A 16705-nucleotide genomic window follows, 5' to 3' on the forward strand; every position below is an offset into this window, starting at 1 on the left:
TCCTAATCCTACAATTAAAAATTATATTACAGGACTTCTTTGTGGTTTACAAGTGGTTTTTAATGGCTTTATGAATGATTATTCGTCCAATTGGCGAAAAAACGGAAAAAAATAAAAAGTGCACTTTGAAAGCACTTTTCTAAATCAGCTCACTTTAATTATTTTGGCCGCATAATTCGATAAGTTTCGCCAAGGTTGGCGTATTGCGGGCCGGCTAACCTGGCTACCGGTTTTAAAGCTTTCGCATCAATATAATGATTATCCTGGTTTAAAACCGTTTCATCAAAATACATTTCAACCACTTTTAAAATAAACATATCGGTAATAATTTGGCCATGTTCATCTTTAATTGGCACATATTGATAAACTTGCACTTCAAAACGCACTTTGGCCACCTGCAATCCAGGAACCGCCACAAATTTACTGGCCACGATTTCAAGATTGGTATTAGCCAGTTCAGTCTCGTCAGCATCCAGACTAGCGGCCGTTTGATTCATTTGATGCACAAGCCCTTCAGAAACCACGTGGACAACGCCTTCTTTGGTATCAAGTAAATTGCGTGCCGTGTCTTTCATTTGCCCATTATCTTTACGAAGAACTGAGACCGACACTAACGGCGCCTTACCGGCCACCCCACTAAAGAAACTAAATGGGGCTAAATTGACAACATCTTTTTTCCGATTGTACGTGGTAATCCAGGCAATCGGCCGCGGAATTACAGTGCCACTGATCAGTTTATAGGCGTCTTTAGCGGATAGATCCTGACTATTGATTGCTATCATCATCGGCCACACTCCTTATTTTATGTAAGTAATTTTACCCTATTTGGTTCTCGCTTAGCAACTACTATTACTTTAGAGTTTTCAACTACTTAAACCAATAGTTGTTTATATAGCCAAAATCCAATTAAGAAAGTTAAAATATCTGCAACGGGTTGGGCAATAATCACCCCTGTAAAACCAAACATGGCTGACAAAATAATAATCGCAATCGCAAAAATCACACCTTGACGTGAAATTGACATAATTAAGGCCCCTAACGCTTTGCCAGCTGACTGAAAAATCGTGGTAAATACGAGAATTGCCCCAATAAAGGGCGCAGTGATTAATAATAACCGTAACATGATTGTGCCCATCGAAATAATCGCCGCGTTATGCATGAACAAAGCCATTAATTGGGGAGCAAAAACCATCAGGATAACCGCACAAATTAATGCATAAACAACCTCGACCAAAAAATCAAATCTCACAATTTCCTTAAAACGCCGTTTATCACCAGAACCATAATTATAGCCAATCAGGGGTTGAGCACCAAAGGCAAATCCCACCATAATCAACATAACGACCATATATATTTTTAAGACAATTCCCATAGCCGCGATCGCTGTTGCCCCATATGGTGCCAAATAATTATTTAACAACATGACCCCAAAACTTTGCATAAAATTTGTCAACGACGCTGGAATTCCAATGCTCAAAACCGCGCGTCGGTCTGCTTTCGAAATTTGTATTTTGTTAAAAGATAACGACAGCACATGAGAATCCTTAATCATAAAATAAACTAGCAAAGAAGTGTTTAACATGTATCCAATCACATTTGCCAAACCAACGCCCAAAGCACCCCAGTGCAATCCAAAAAGAAAAATCGGATCTAAAATAATTGTAAGAATGGTTCCCGAAACGGTCGCAATCATCGACTTGGTAGCCAATCCTTCCGTCCGAATAATATTGCCTGAAACCAAAGACACAATGATAAAGACAGCGCCAATTGCCAACATGCAATAAAAATCGGCCGCATACGGATACGTCGCCGCGGTAACGCCCATCACTCCTAAAATTGGTCGTTCAAACACTAACATTAAGACCGATAAAATTAAACTAACCGCAATTGAAACATAAAAGCAAAAACTACTAAGATGCGCACTTTCATCATGCCTTTTCTTACCTAATAGACGAGAAATGACGGCACTTCCACCCAGTCCAAAAATATCACCAATTGCCAACATAAATGAAAACAACGGTGTTCCTAAGGCAATCCCAGCAACTAAATTAGCATTACCTGTTTTCGCAACAAAAAACGTGTCCACCAAATTGTAGACCATACTCGTAACCATCCCCAAAACAACTGGTAAAGCCAATTTCATATACACTTTGGGAACCGGTGCGTGCGCAAATAATTCATCCATATCCATGATTAATGCTTCTTTCCAAAAAAAATACCCCAGACAAAAACAACCTGAATTCGGTTGCTCTGTCTGGGGCTTATTGATACCCTTTTCATTAACACAATTTTCTACGTTCACTCTACTACCGATTTATAACTTTGTCCATTATTTTTGGAAACGATTTTTTATCATGATTAAACCGAAATTCATTCAGCTACTCCTTATGATCTACCCAATTTTGAGCTTCACCATAAATCTTATCGACTTCTTTTGGACGGTCTGTTCCCAACAAATCTGAGCTAATTTCACCACCAGCTGCTTTTCGAACGTAGGACAGAAATTGATATGATGGCCGTAATCCTTCTAAGTCTTTTGGATCAATTTTCAAACTAGTTCCAGGAATGACCGGATATAAATTATCACTTTCATTAATAGAAATCATACTGGCAATTTTCCAATCTTGATCACGTTTCTCGACCCGGTAGATCAGGCGCCGATACGATTCAATTTCTGTCAAAACACCGTGAACCATCATTCGCATATGGGTTTCAGTCGGTAGTTCTACAAATGCCCGCTTACCATTTTGATGAATGACCGGTGAACTGATACTGCCAAAAATTGTAAATCTGGGATCAACTTCGGCTGGCTCTCCATGTAAAAAGCTGTCTAAACTCCCCGCCTGCCAACTCGTGGCAACTGTAGCATCAGGATAATAACAATCAGCTAATTCATCCGCATGACGTTGCCGATACAAGCGTTCCCTAGAAACTAATTGATTAATTTCAGCATAATCGTTCATTATTATAAAACCTCCTAATTTAGCGCATTTAAATAATTGGTATTGATTTGAAACATCTACAGTATATTAGCTGTCAAGCTCAAATGAAAGCAAATTATGCAACATTTAGTTTCAATTTGTCTCACTCTGAAGAGAACTTTTTTTCTTGTCAATTACTTAATTTAATTATCCACGCCAAGCCTTCAAAACGACTAATTCTTCATCTGTCACATAATTCTGTTTTTTAGCTTCTTCAATCAAAATGGAATAATTAGTGACCGTTTCAAAATTGATTTTTGCTTCAGCAAAATTTTGAGTGGCACTGGCTAGTTGATAACTAAAAATTCCTGCCACACCTACAACTTCGGCATCCGCTTTTTGCACAGCCTTAACGGCCCCCAAAACACTTTGCCCCGTTGAAATTAAATCATCAATTACAACGACTTTTTGATTTGGTTTCAACACACCTTCTACTTGTTTACCTTGCCCATGATCCTTGGGTTTGGAACGTACATAGATGAGAGGTAAATTCAGTTTCTCTGCGACCCATGCGGCATGTGGGATCCCAGCGGTGGCCGTTCCGGCAATCACTTCGGCATCTGGATAATTCTTTTGAATCAATTGAACTAAGCCATCACAAATCAGCTTGCGTACTTCTGGATACGAAATGGTTAAACGATTATCACAGTAGATGGGACTTTTCATCCCGCTCGCCCAGGTAAACGGATCATTGGGTCTGAACGAAACAGCCTTAATTTTAAGCAAAGATTGGGCAACTTATTGTGCGATTGTCATAGATAATTCCTCCATTTAATTTAAATTGCGGTAACTTCATACGCCTGACTCATTAACATGGTTACGACTGCTGATAGCGTATCCAATGAGGTAAAGACTAAGATGCCATGACTGATCGCCAATGCTCGAATCTTCGCCCCATCATTAACTGAACTTGAGTTATCATCAATGGTATTGACAACCAACTGAATGGTTTGATTATCAATCAAGCTCGTAATTTCACAGGCATCATCACTTAATTTGCTGACCTTCTGTTCAACAAAAATACCATGTTCCTGCAAATAATTTGCCGTCCCGCCCGTGGCGTAAAGATTAAACCCAAGTTGCGATAATTGTTTCGCCAATTTAGCGGCCTCTGGCTTTTCGTCATCACTCACCGTCATCAAAATATTGCCATGAGCAGGTAAATGCAAACCGCTGCCTTCAAACGCTTTGTAGAGCGCTTTGGCAAACGTTTGATCCGTTCCCATCACTTCACCCGTGGACTTCATCTCAGGTCCCAGTAAACTGTCCACATCATTCAACTTGCTAAAGGAAAAAATTGGCGCTTTCACATGAACGAGTTTCGACTCTGGTTGCAGGCCATTTTGATAGCCTAAATCGGCCAATTTTTCACCCATAATCACTTGCGTAGCCAACTGTGTCATGGGAATCTTGGTCGTTTTACTCAAAAATGGAACAGTGCGGCTCGCACGCGGATTAACCTCAATTACGTAAGCTTCCTCATTGTGAATAACGAATTGAACATTCATCAGACCATAACATTTAAGCGCATGTGCCAATTTGATAGTTTCACTTTCAATTTGATCTTTGACGGATTGCGAAAATGTTTGCGGTGGGTACACAGCCATTGAATCGCCGGAATGAATTCCAGCCCGTTCAATATGTTCCATAATTCCTGGAATCACAACCGTTTCCCCGTCACAAATTGCATCCACTTCACATTCTCTGCCTGTTACGTACCGATCAAGCAAGACGGGATGATCATGCGAAACTTTAATGGCCGCCTGCATATAATGTTTCAATTCTTGCATGTTATGGACGATTTCCATGGCGCGGCCCCCGAGCACATAACTCGGACGAACCAACATCGGATACCCTACTTTAGCGCCCACGGTTAAGGCTTCTTCGTTCGTGGTTGCCGTGGCTCCATATGGTTGCGGAATTTTTAAAGTTTGAATAATTTGATCAAACTCATCCCGATCTTCTGCCCGATTGACATCCTTAACTGCCGTGCCTAATATTTTAACGCCGTGTTTTGCCAAAGGTTCCGCCAGGTTAATCGCTGTTTGTCCACCAAACTGGACAATCACGCCAACTGGCTGTTCCAGGTCAATCACATTTAATACATCTTCTAAAGTGAGCGGCTCAAAATATAGTTTGTCAGAAATTGAGAAATCAGTTGAGACTGTTTCTGGATTGTTATTCATAATAATTGCTTCATAACCAGCTTCTTTTAAGGTTTGGACACAGTGAACGGTGGCATAATCAAACTCAATGCCCTGTCCAATTCGAATCGGTCCAGCGCCAAGGACCAATACGGACGGTTTATCATCTTTTAAACTTTCATTTTCAGTTTCGTAAGTGCTATAAAAATACGGTGTTTGCGATTCAAACTCGGCTGCACAAGTGTCGACCATTTTGTAAACCGGCCAGATCTGATTCGTTTTTCGTTGTGCACGGATCTCATCGGCCGTTTTTTGCCAAAATGTCCCAATTTCTTCATCCGTGTACCCATTTTCCTTGGCGAGTTTCAGAGTTGCCAGATCATTAGGCTTTTGTTGCAACTGAGTTTTAATTTCAAGAATGTGAACCAGTTTATCTAAGTAAAAATAATCAATCTTTGTAAATTCATGGATCTCTCCGGGCGTCCATCCCCGTTTTAAGGCTTCAAAAATGCAAAACAAACGATCGTCACGCGCATGCACTAACCGATCCGTTAATTCCTGATCCGACACTGTCTTTAATTCCGGTAAACTTAACGAATGGATTCCGATTTCTAATGACCGAACCGCCTTTTGCGTGGCCTCTTCAATGTTACGGCCAATCGCCATCACTTCGCCAGTCGCTTTCATCTGAGTTCCCAACAAACGATCAGCGTGATTAAACTTATCAAATGGCCAACGCGGAATCTTGCAGACCACATAGTCCAAAGCGGGTTCAAAAGCCGCATAAGTGGTTTGCGTAATTGGATTCTTAATTTCATCTAGGGTTAACCCCACCGCAATTTTAGCCGCTAATTTGGCGATTGGATAACCAGTTGCCTTTGAAGCCAGCGCTGAAGACCGACTCACCCGGGGATTCACTTCAATAATGTCATAGTGAAAACTGTTCGGATCCAAGGCCAATTGGACATTACAGCCACCCTCAATTTTCAAAGCCGAGATTAACCGCAACGACACATCTCTTAACATTTGATATTCACGATCCGAGAGCGTTTGGACAGGGGCATAGACAATTGAATCCCCTGTATGAATGCCCACCGGATCAAAGTTTTCCATTGAACAAACGACCATCGTATTATCATTGTGATCGCGCATCACCTCAAACTCAATTTCTTTATAACCGGCAATACTTCGTTCAATTAAAACTTGGGTGATGGGCGATAAGTCCAACCCGTTTTCCGCAATATTAGTCAGTTGGTCCGCATTATACGCGATGCCACCTCCAGTGCCGCCCAACGTATAGGCCGGGCGAATGATGACGGGAAAGCCAATCGTTTTCGTAAAAACCTGTGCTTCTTCAACCGTGGTTACAGTCTTGGATTCTGGCACCGGTTCCCCAAGCTTGGCCATGAGTTCTTTAAATTGTTCGCGATCTTCGGCTTGGTTAATGGACTTCAAACTGGTTCCCAACAATTCAATCTTGAAGGCTTTTAAAACACCGGCTTCATCCAACTGTTTCGCCATGTTCAGGCCGGTCTGTCCACCAACTGTGGGTAAAATCGCATCGGGACGTTCTTTCCGAATCACTTCACTCACAAATTCCAGGGTTAAAGGCTCCACGTAAACCCGATCGGCAATTTCAGGATCCGTCATGATTGTGGCCGGATTCGAATTAACCAAAATAACTTCATAACCCTCTTCTTTAAGCGCTAAACAAGCTTGGGTCCCGGAATAATCAAACTCAGCCGCTTGGCTAATGATGATCGGCCCAGATCCGATGACTAATATTTTATGAATATCTTGACGTTTAGGCATGCTGATCAGTCCCTCCTTTTCAATTCTTAATGGCTATTTTGCTTTCGCAAAATCTTATTCTCACTACGGATGTCCATCCGAGCTAACCGCTAAAGCGCTAAGTCGGACTGGCTCCTTTTCGTAATTAATGGCTATTTTGCCTTCGCAAAATTTTATTCTCATTACGGATGTCCATCCGAGCTAACCGCTAAAGCGCTAAGTCGGACTGGCTCTCGTTGATAACTGGTAATGGATTCTAAAAACTCATCAAATAAATGACTCGCATCATGGGGACCCGGCGCCGCGTCCGGATGAAACTGAACTGAGAAGGCTGGATACTTTTTATGCCGCAGTCCCTCAATGGTTTGGTCATTAATTTCTTCATGCGTCACCAGTAAGTCGGTGTTTGCGACCGAATCAGCTGCCACCGCATAGCCGTGATTTTGCGCGGTGAAGTCAATCCGATTCGTGGCAATTTCGCGCACTGGATGATTAAAGCCGCGATGGCCAAACTTCATTTTAAAAGTGTCGGCTCCGTTTGCGAGGGCAAATAATTGATGGCCCAGACAGATGCCAAACAAGGGAACGGTCCGCTCAACCGTCCGAATCATCGTCGCGGCTCCCTGCACATCTTTTGGATCTCCGGGTCCATTGCTTAAGAGCACGCCGTCTGGTTTATAATTCAAAATTTGGGCCGCGGTGGCCGTCGCCGGCATCACCACAACATTACAGTTACGCTTTGCTAGTTCGCGTAAAATACTATGTTTTAAGCCAAAATCAACCACCACAATTCGTTTACCGGTGTTGGGATTCGGATAGCCATTTTTTGTGGTACTTTTTAAAACTAGATCCTTCGGCGCCGGTTTCATTCCTTGTGCCAAAATTGCTTCGGCATCAGCTATCGAATTCACGAGGACAGATTTCATGGTCCCGTGGGCTCGAATTTTTTTGGTAATGGCGCGGGTATCTAATCCGGAAATCCCGGGAATGTGGTGCTGTTTCAAGAATTCATCTAAGCTCATTTGATTGCGCCAGTTACTGGCCAGTCGGGCTACTTCATGGACAACGACACCGGCCGTAGTAGGCGTGACCGATTCATTGTCGTCAAAATTAATTCCATAATTGCCAATCAGCGGATATGTAAACATTAAAATTTCGCCGTTGTATGATTGATCGGTAATAGATTCTTGATAGCCGGTCATGCCGGTATTAAAAACTAATTCACCAACCCCGGTGTCCTCAGCACCGAACGCCGTTCCTTCATACGTGCTGCCATCCTCTAAAACTAAATATCTTTTTGCCATGTGTTAACCCCTCCGATAGACAATTTGACCATCAACCAGTGTTAAAATCGTCTTGCCAAACACCTGTTGACCGATAAACGGCGAATTATGCCCTTTTGATAAAAATTTAGCAGCATCAATTTTTTCACTGTGGTTTAAATCAAAGACCGCAATGTCTGCTAAATCACCTTGTTTTAATTGCCCCACATTGGTCAATTGAAAAACTCTTTTTGGCGCGATACTCATCCATCCAATTAAGTTGTTTAATGACCAAATGCCGGTTTTTACAAATTTGGTATACAGCAAGGCAAAGGCTGTTTCCGAGCCGACAATGCCATTTGGCGATTTCAGGAATCCCTGTTGTTTTTCCTGATCCGTGTGTGGCGCATGATCCGTTGCAATCAGATCAATTGTGCCATCCATCAGGCCAGCGACACATGCCATCCGATCTTCAGCACTGCGCAACGGGGGATTCATTTTTAATTGGGCGTCATCTTGCGCAATCATCGTGTCATCCAATAGCAAGTGATGCGGTGTAACTTCACAAGTCACCTTGACACCCGATTTTTTTGCAATTCGAATGAGCTCAATACTTTCTTTCGTGGAAACGTGGCAAACATGGTAATGCACACCCGTTGTTTGGGCCAACACTAGATTGCGGGCAATTTGGGCCGTTTCGCTCACCTTATTCACACCTGGAACCGCTAAACGTTGAGCGGCAGATCCAGCATTGATTACCCCACCCTGGGTCAGTTGCATATCTTGCGCATGATCACAAAGAGGCATGTTTAAATCTGCCATTTTTTGCATCGCCGTGAACATAACTTGGCTGTCTGCAACGCCGGCCCCATCATCACTAAACGCAAACGCTCCGACAGACTTTAAAGCTTTAAAGTCGACTACTGCGGCTCCTTTTCGATCACGAGTTACCGGCGCATACTGTTTGATTTTCACAGAACCTTTCGTATTTAAGTCCAGTTGGTTGGTAAACCGTTTCGGAGTATCTGGCGTGGGGTTCAAATTGGCCATGGCCCCAATCGTGGTGAATCCGCCGTGCGCGGCCGCAGCACTACCCGTTTTGATAGTTTCTTTATTGGTAAACCCCGGTTCACGCAGATGCACATGGACATCAATTAGGCCCGGAGTTACTAGCGCTTGTTGTAAATCAATCACTTGGTCAGCCGAGGTAACTGAACTGTTTAAATCTGTGATGTGTTGATTTTCAATTAAGATATTTAACTTGGTCAATTTTTGGTCTACATAACCTTGTCCGTTTTTAAGTAGTATTGACATTCGTGAAACCTCCTACAAAAATTTTTGGTAGCGCAGGATACGACTCAAGATCGCCATTCGCGCAAACACGCCGTTTTCCATCTGTGCAAAAATTCGGGAATGCTTGCTTTCAACCAAGTCATCGTCGATTTCTACACCCCGATTAACAGGACCTGGATGTAAAATAATGGCGTTTGGTTTTAACTGTTGTGCGCGCTCATCAGTTAAACCAAATTGTTGGCGATAACTTTCAGCACTAAAGCTGGCATTGGCATCCCCGCTAATCCGTTCGTGTTGCACGCGCAACAAGTTAATCACGTCCATTTCGGGAAGTAATTGTTCCAAGTTGCCAGTTTGACCATATTTTTCAAGCTGGGAATCGGCCCAAGCTTTTGGACCCGCAAAGTAAACTTTGGCACCCAACCGCCACAACATTTCGGCATTTGAGCGTGCCACTCGTGAATGACGAATATCGCCAACAATCAAAACCTTCAAACCTTTAAATTGCTTGAACTGTTCATAAACGGTCATCATATCAAGCAGGCATTGGGAAGGATGCTGACCGGAGCCATCGCCGGCATTGACCAATCCCAATTTTAAGTTATGCGAATCAAGCAAATCTTGATAGTAATCAGTTTGAGGATGGCGAACTACCGCGATGTTAACGCCAATTGACTCAACCGTTTTTAGGGTGTCATACAAGGACTCGCCTTTTTTTACTGAGCTGGTTGAAACATCAAAGTTTAAAACTTGCATCCCTAATTTCATTTCCGCCATTTGAAAACTAGTTTTCGTTCGGGTAGAGTTTTCAAAAAATAAATTTATCGCATACGCTGGTCGTTTCAAAACAACTTGTTTACCGGCTTTAAATTCCTGGGCCTCTTTAATTAAAGCGAGAGCATCTGCTGAATTAATTTGATCAATCGTGACTAAATTGGCTTGAGTTAGATTTGTGAGTGTCATTTTTACCATCCTTTCTTGTACAAAAAAAGCACTTGATTAATCGTTTTCTGATCAATCAAGTGCACTTAGTTTGCGGGTAGACTCTTTGCGTGATTCTGCAAAGACCTTACTGCACCGTTTTGCTCTCTCAGGAAACAATTAAATGGTTCAGCTACTTTATATTTAGTTAGAGTGTCTTAAAAAGGCGTTTGACTTCCGAGCATTAGCCTAAATAACCAAATGATTCGGGTTGAGAATCTTTTGGTTATTGTAGCTAAGCGGAAGAAGTTGCCTTTTTAAGCACGTTTACAGTACAAACAAAAGATCTCTCAACCGTTTTGGCTAAGAGACCTCCTCATACTTTTTACCGAGATCATTCTTAGCCTCACGGGACTAAATTAAAGATCATTTCTGTTACTGGTTAGTATGGACGTCCGACCAGGTTAAGTCAATAGCTAAATAACGTTTAACCATAATAACTTTCAGAGCCTTCGTTCAACAATTTAATTGCTGATTCGCCGGCAATCCGCCCAGAATTCCAAGCAAACGCACAACTAATTCCTTCTAAGGTTGGATAAGAAGTGTCGTACATGCCACTAGCATTGTTACCAGCCACAAAAGTCCCTTTAACTGGCTTTTTATCAGCTTTCAAAACATCCATCTGGTCATTGGTTTCAATACCGCCAATTGTTCCTAACGAAGTGGAACGCGCCTTAATTGCGTAAAACGGTCCCTGTTTGACAGAAAAACGCATGAACTTGGTAGGTTTATAAAAATCGAAATCCTCTTTTTGTTCAATCTGGGTATTATAACGATCAACAGTTTGCATAAGAATTTTTTGCGACATATGTAACTTAGTAGCTAATTCAGCTAAATCTTCAGCTTTGAAACCTGCGCCTTTTGCAATTGCTTCTTCTAAATCGACATCAATTTGTGGAAATGGCCCGACTTTATGAGTCATTGGTTTGTGTGCCAAACTTACAAAAGTCCGTTCAAACGAATCTGTCCACTCTAATGCTTGATCGGACAATTCATCAACCAGTGCTTGATCCAAAATAAAGTAGTAAGCTCCCCCGATCGTATAGGTGATATTACCCCAAAGCGCAAAATCATAACACACGCTTTCATCCACAAACCGTTTGCCACTCTGATCAATCCACAAGAATGGCAAATTAGTCAATGTGAAAATGGTTGAATTATGCCATTTAGAATCATGTGGCGAAATTACTGAAGCGGCATGATTTTCAAACACGCCAAGATGACGCGTATCTGCACCTAACTGAGCCAACATTTTAATACCATCGCCAGTCGCTTTCCGTTCGCCCATGCTGTAAAGATTTTCTGGGTTAATCGTCAAATGTTTATTCACTAACTCATGATTACCAATAAATCCGCCATCGGCAACAATCACTGCTGAACATGTAATCATAAATTCGTGCTTGTTTTGGACAACTTTAATACCGGCAATCTGATCCTGTTCACGAATAATTTCCACGCCGGCAGTTTGTAAAAGTAGCTGTCCACCGTGAGCTTTGAAACTGGCCATTAAACGGTCAAAGCCCGCAAATTTATCAATATATTGATGATAAACCTTGGGATGGTCTTGGTGGACCTCTTGGGTATTTTTAACTAATTCTGTTTTTAAACCATGGTCACTGAGCCAATCAATTGTGGAGGCCGATTTGGACAAAATTGCTTTCGTCAATGCTGTGTTGGAACGGTAATGGGTGTAACCGATAAGTTCTTGGTATGCTTGTTTTAAAGTAAAAGAACTACCTACTGCTTTTTGCTGACTGCTTTCAACCGCAAACAAACCCTGAGCACCAAACATTCCTGCACCCCCGAATTTGTCACCTTTTTCAAGTAAGATAACTTGCTTACCCGCTTCAGCCAAAGTAATTCCAGCACCAATTCCTGCCGCTCCGGCTCCGACAATCACTACATCTGCTTTCATGTCCAAAGATCTCCCTTTTATAAAAGTTTGTTTGTCGATCGGTACTAGTGTACTCCTAACAGCATACTTTAAATTAAATTGTTCTAATCCTTTTGATTCAAACACTGCTAGATTAGGTCTAAGCACTCGAATTTTTTTGATAAAAAAATCCATCAAAGATTCCCTTTGATAGAATTTATATTGTTCGCTATTTATTTTATTCAATACATTTCAGCATCAATGTTCATAATTTTCCAACCGTCAGCTAATTTTTCCACATGCAAGTTCAATTGTAATGGCCACGTGTTTCGACTGCCATGAATACTGGCATCGACCTGGCTTTGGCCAATTAACGTTGCCTTATTGCCCCTTTCTTCTTTAATTTCGACATGTTCTTCAGTTGAAGAAAAATAGTTCATTTGTTTGCTGTCAATTTGGCCTAACCATTCTGCCTTAGTTTGCACCATCCCGGTCATATGAACTAAATGGAAATTATCGGCCAACAGCGCTCCAAGTTTCTTAGTATCACCAGCCACCATATATCGATTATGGTCACGGTAAAGTTGTGTGATTAACTTTTTATCTTGTTCGTTCATCTTTAGTCCCTTTTTTCTTAAATTAAAACGTTTATTTTCGATTAATTTCCAAACTATCACGGGAACCTAATTTTGGATCATGCGCCAACCGGACAACTAAATCAGCGATACTTGCCCTTGAAACATTATGACCACCAAAAGGTTCACCCTTCTTAGTCACTTGATAATCAGTATCATTGCCATTGTCAAACCACCCTGGGCGAATGACTGTGTAATTTAGATCAGAAGCCTCAATCACATCTGCTGCATCGCGATAGTTTTGTAAGACCGGATTAGAAGCCAGATTACCACTTGCCCCAACTGACTCGGGAATTTCATTATAAATCCCCATCGATGTAATAAACAACAAGCGTTTCACATCTGAATGATCCATTGCATTGACCAATGAAGTGGCCATTGAGCCTAGATTACCACTTAAAGCTGCAAATACAGCATCTTGCCCTTTTAAAGCCGCCATTAAAGTCGCTGTATTGGTTACACTGCCAGTCACTGCTTTCTCCCGTTGTTCATTCAATTTACCTAATCGACTCGTGTTGCGAGCCATTAAAGTTAGCTGATCCGTTGTATTCTCCAAAAAATAATTCCGCGTCACACTACCAACTGAACCAGTTGCACCAATAATTAAAATATTTGCCATTATTTTTTCTCCTTAAATTTTTTAATTAAATAACTTGATTCTGTGGATCTAATACCAACGATTCTGATAACAAAATTTCACTAAAAATATCATAAATATATTCAGAATTCACCATATGATTCTTTGCCAGATCATATAGAAAAGCTCGCTCCGCATCAAATGCCTGCATTAATGCGCGCCGCTGATCAACACTTTGAATACTTGTTAAAGTCGCCTTGTCCGTAGTAACCGATTGCCATTGTCGGAAAAATGCCTTCATCGTATTTTTTTGAACTTGATCCCGTAAATCATAAATAACAACTTCACAAACCTTTTCACTCAAGTTCATGGTTTTCACATGCTGAATTCCTACAATGACCATTTCATTTCGCAGAATTTTCAACTGATCGCTTTTATTCAAAGCATCTGCATCAATTGGTAAAATTGCTTTAAAAATAAGGGTGGGTACCAACATACTTAAAATAATCACCACAGTTTCAATCAACACAACCTCGTTAAAAAGGGCTTGCGAAACACCATTACTTAAAACTGAAAATGTCATTGCTAGGGTGACCGTTCCATGAACACCACCGAGCGCAAATAAACAAGCACTTCGATTAGTTCGATCAGTGATAAAGAAACGTCCATACACATAACGCGCTGCTAGTAAGCCAACGTAGACCAAAACACCAATTCCAAGCCATCTCATCGAGTTTTCCATACTCTGTCGCTGTTCCATCACAATTCGTTCCAAACTAAGTCCCAAAACAACAAATACAAAACTGTTTAAGACGTTGTTGGCAAAATTTACCAACTCCAAGCCGAGGTGCATTTGTCGTGGCGATGAAAAACGACTTCGAGTTGTTTCGCTATTATGAATCAATCCGGCAGTGACAACAGCGATGATTCCTGATACGCCAATTTCTTCGGCAATAAAGTAAATACAAAACGGCGTCAACAGATAAATTAATGTTTGTGAAGAAATGACATTTACAGAAGATCGAACCAAAAACTGGCGGAATGCCATCACGATCAAACTTAAAATGGCACCAACAATAATCCCACCACCAGCGGAATAGAAAAATGATAAGACATTCTTGCCAAACGCAACTTGACCAGTTTGTAACCACAGGAAAGCCGCCTGTAGCAATATAATTCCTGTCGCATCATTAAATAAAGATTCCAATTTCAAGCTTTTTTTAATCCGTTCGTCAATCGTACGTCCCTCAATTACCGAATCAAATGCAGTGGCATCCGTTGGCGTGCTAATTGCTGTAATCATTAAAGCTACGGGAATGGCCAACGCAAAAACTTGATGCACAACTAACGCAATCACGATCGCAGAAACAGCTGCCAGTCCCACAGCGGTTCCTAAAATACTCTTAATTTTTCGTTTAATTAGTAAGGCTGGGGTTGATTGCCCCTCAAAAAACAATAGTGGTGCAATAATAAATGCCATAAAGATTTCGTCATTAAAATCCAGTACTAAATGATTTGTAAAGGGGATAAGTCCTAAAACAATTCCCATCAATAAATTAATATAAGTACTCGATATGTGCGGAACAGATTTCGCGATAATATCACTGGCTGCCACAGCAATCAGGATTACAAAAGATGATAATAGTAAAGACATGATGAAAACTCCCCTTCAATAACCAAATTAGTCCTTCATTTCATCCTTAGTATACCAATTTTTCATCTTCGCCGAAGAAAAGATCGTCCTAATCTTTATCATGCTTAATCTTGTCTTGGTGCTCGCGTTCAAGAGCTCGCAACTCTTCTTCACTAGACTGCACATGATCATAGAAATGATCCAACTTAAAATGTAAATGATCAATGGCTGCCTGTAAGTCGTCCCGCTTTTCTTCCATTGCGGCCATTTGTTCTTTCAACAAACTAATTTCAGCTTTGGTCGTATCTTCTTGATCGTCAAACAGTTCAATATATCGCCGTAAATTTTCAATGCTCATCCCGGCTGCTCGCATTTGTTTCACGAAATTAATCCGACGAATAATGCGATCATCAATTTCTCGATTACCAACTTCACTGCGATCAATCGTGGGGATTAAAGATTCTTTTTCATAGTATCTAATGGTTGCCGACGAAACCCCCGTTTTTTCACTAGCTTCTTTAATATTCATTCTTTTGCCTCCTCATATTCAAAATTGCAGCTTACTTAAGAATTGCCTCTACTCTAAACCTCAAAGTGCACTTTAACACAAGTCCTAATCTAAAATTCTAATCACTTTAGCAGGTGCACCAACTGCAATCGAATTATCCGGAATATCTTTAGTTACCACAGCACCAGTGCCAATAATGGCATTTTCACCAATGGTCACCCCAGGCAAAATGCTGACTTTTGCGCCAATTCAGGCATTCTTCTTAATCCGAATCTCACCAGTTTTAACAACCCGAATATTTTTAGGTTCATGATTGACAGTATAAAGACCAACATCCGGTCCCATCATCACACCATCTTCAATCGTGATTGTACCAAGTGACATCATGGTTAAACTGTGATTAGCATAAACGTTTTTCCCTAAATTTACCCGATTTGCGCAATCAATATGGAATGGTGGTGTAAAATACGTCCCATCGGTTATTTGATTAGCTAACAATTGATTTTCTAAATCGCGTAATTTTTCTTTTTCGACTGGATCAGTTTGATTAATTTCAAAACACAGATGATCCGCACGGTCAATTTCACCATGAACTTCCTTTTGGTAATTTGCATCCCGAATATCATAAGCCATGCCATTTTTTAAATCTTCAAACACACTCATAATGAAGCCCCTTTTCAAAATTTTAAATCTGTTACTAAAGGTTGAAAGTAAAAAATCACATCCAATTGCTTGATACAAAAACGTTCATGGTAACAAAATTAGATTAAAATGCCGTCTTCCAGCAAATTTGGGCCGGAACGTAGTGGGCACGACTTAGAGCTGAAATTCACATCTCTAAGCTCGACCTTTATCTAAACGATGAATCGTTAAGATAAACGACACTACTGAGCCCATTTGCTTCCAGACTGGTTACTAGTTTTAAAACTAATTATATTTAACGCAAAAATTGTTATGGCAATGTTTATGCAAAGTATTTAAAGACAACGACTTCCCCAGTTCGGAGGCGTTTTGGCCTCAGGGGTGA

General features: G+C 41.1%; 15 protein-coding genes. All 15 read right to left on the minus strand.

Annotated features, from left to right (window positions below; genetic code table 11):
- Positions 1–158: 158 nt before the first annotated feature.
- On the minus strand, positions 159–782 hold the full coding sequence (locus ADU73_RS00185; RefSeq protein ID WP_046871491.1) for a flavin reductase family protein: 624 nt from the start codon (positions 780–782) through the stop codon (positions 159–161).
- An 89-nt stretch (positions 783–871) separates the two neighbouring features.
- Positions 872–2185, minus strand: a complete 1314-nt coding sequence (locus ADU73_RS00190; RefSeq protein ID WP_046871492.1) for an MATE family efflux transporter — start codon at positions 2183–2185, stop codon at positions 872–874.
- Positions 2186–2378: 193 nt separating this feature from the next.
- A complete protein-coding gene (locus tag ADU73_RS10545) occupies positions 2379–2963 on the minus strand; it encodes a nuclear transport factor 2 family protein (RefSeq protein WP_181407268.1) in 585 nt (194 codons plus the stop codon).
- A 165-nt stretch (positions 2964–3128) separates the two neighbouring features.
- Positions 3129–3707: an orotate phosphoribosyltransferase gene (gene pyrE, locus ADU73_RS00200; protein WP_062913052.1), complete on the minus strand. Its 579-nt coding sequence runs from the start codon at positions 3705–3707 to the stop codon at positions 3129–3131.
- A gap of 50 nt (positions 3708–3757) precedes the next feature.
- A complete protein-coding gene (carB, locus tag ADU73_RS00205) occupies positions 3758–6937 on the minus strand; it encodes a carbamoyl-phosphate synthase large subunit (RefSeq protein WP_062913053.1) in 3180 nt (1059 codons plus the stop codon).
- 161 nt (positions 6938–7098) lie between these two features.
- Entirely contained in the window at positions 7099–8220 is a 1122-nt protein-coding gene (locus tag ADU73_RS00210) for a carbamoyl phosphate synthase small subunit (RefSeq protein WP_046871465.1), read from the minus strand.
- 3 nt (positions 8221–8223) lie between these two features.
- On the minus strand, positions 8224–9492 hold the full coding sequence (locus tag ADU73_RS00215) for a dihydroorotase (protein ID WP_046871466.1): 1269 nt from the start codon (positions 9490–9492) through the stop codon (positions 8224–8226).
- A 12-nt stretch (positions 9493–9504) separates the two neighbouring features.
- Positions 9505–10434: an aspartate carbamoyltransferase catalytic subunit gene (locus ADU73_RS00220; protein ID WP_080945523.1), complete on the minus strand. Its 930-nt coding sequence runs from the start codon at positions 10432–10434 to the stop codon at positions 9505–9507.
- A 445-nt stretch (positions 10435–10879) separates the two neighbouring features.
- Complete coding sequence (locus ADU73_RS00225) at positions 10880–12367, minus strand: FAD-dependent oxidoreductase (protein WP_046871468.1); 1488 nt, start codon at positions 12365–12367, stop codon at positions 10880–10882.
- 200 nt (positions 12368–12567) lie between these two features.
- Positions 12568–12942 (minus strand): nuclear transport factor 2 family protein, encoded by a 375-nt coding sequence (locus ADU73_RS00230; protein ID WP_046871469.1) that lies wholly within the window; start codon positions 12940–12942, stop codon positions 12568–12570.
- A 31-nt stretch (positions 12943–12973) separates the two neighbouring features.
- On the minus strand, positions 12974–13579 hold the full coding sequence (locus ADU73_RS00235; RefSeq protein ID WP_062913054.1) for an NAD(P)H-binding protein: 606 nt from the start codon (positions 13577–13579) through the stop codon (positions 12974–12976).
- Positions 13580–13604: 25 nt separating this feature from the next.
- Positions 13605–15191, minus strand: a complete 1587-nt coding sequence (locus ADU73_RS00240; RefSeq protein ID WP_062913055.1) for a cation:proton antiporter — start codon at positions 15189–15191, stop codon at positions 13605–13607.
- 88 nt (positions 15192–15279) lie between these two features.
- Entirely contained in the window at positions 15280–15699 is a 420-nt protein-coding gene (locus ADU73_RS00245; RefSeq protein ID WP_046871472.1) for a MerR family transcriptional regulator, read from the minus strand.
- Positions 15700–15783: 84 nt separating this feature from the next.
- Positions 15784–15927, minus strand: a complete 144-nt coding sequence (locus tag ADU73_RS10585) for an LbetaH domain-containing protein (protein ID WP_226996061.1) — start codon at positions 15925–15927, stop codon at positions 15784–15786.
- Positions 15928–16341: an LbetaH domain-containing protein gene (locus ADU73_RS00250; RefSeq protein ID WP_226996036.1), complete on the minus strand. Its 414-nt coding sequence runs from the start codon at positions 16339–16341 to the stop codon at positions 15928–15930.
- Positions 16342–16705: the final 364 nt, after the last annotated feature.

This window comes from Pediococcus damnosus, assembly GCF_001611155.1.
In the GTDB taxonomy this organism is placed as follows: domain Bacteria; phylum Bacillota; class Bacilli; order Lactobacillales; family Lactobacillaceae; genus Pediococcus; species Pediococcus damnosus.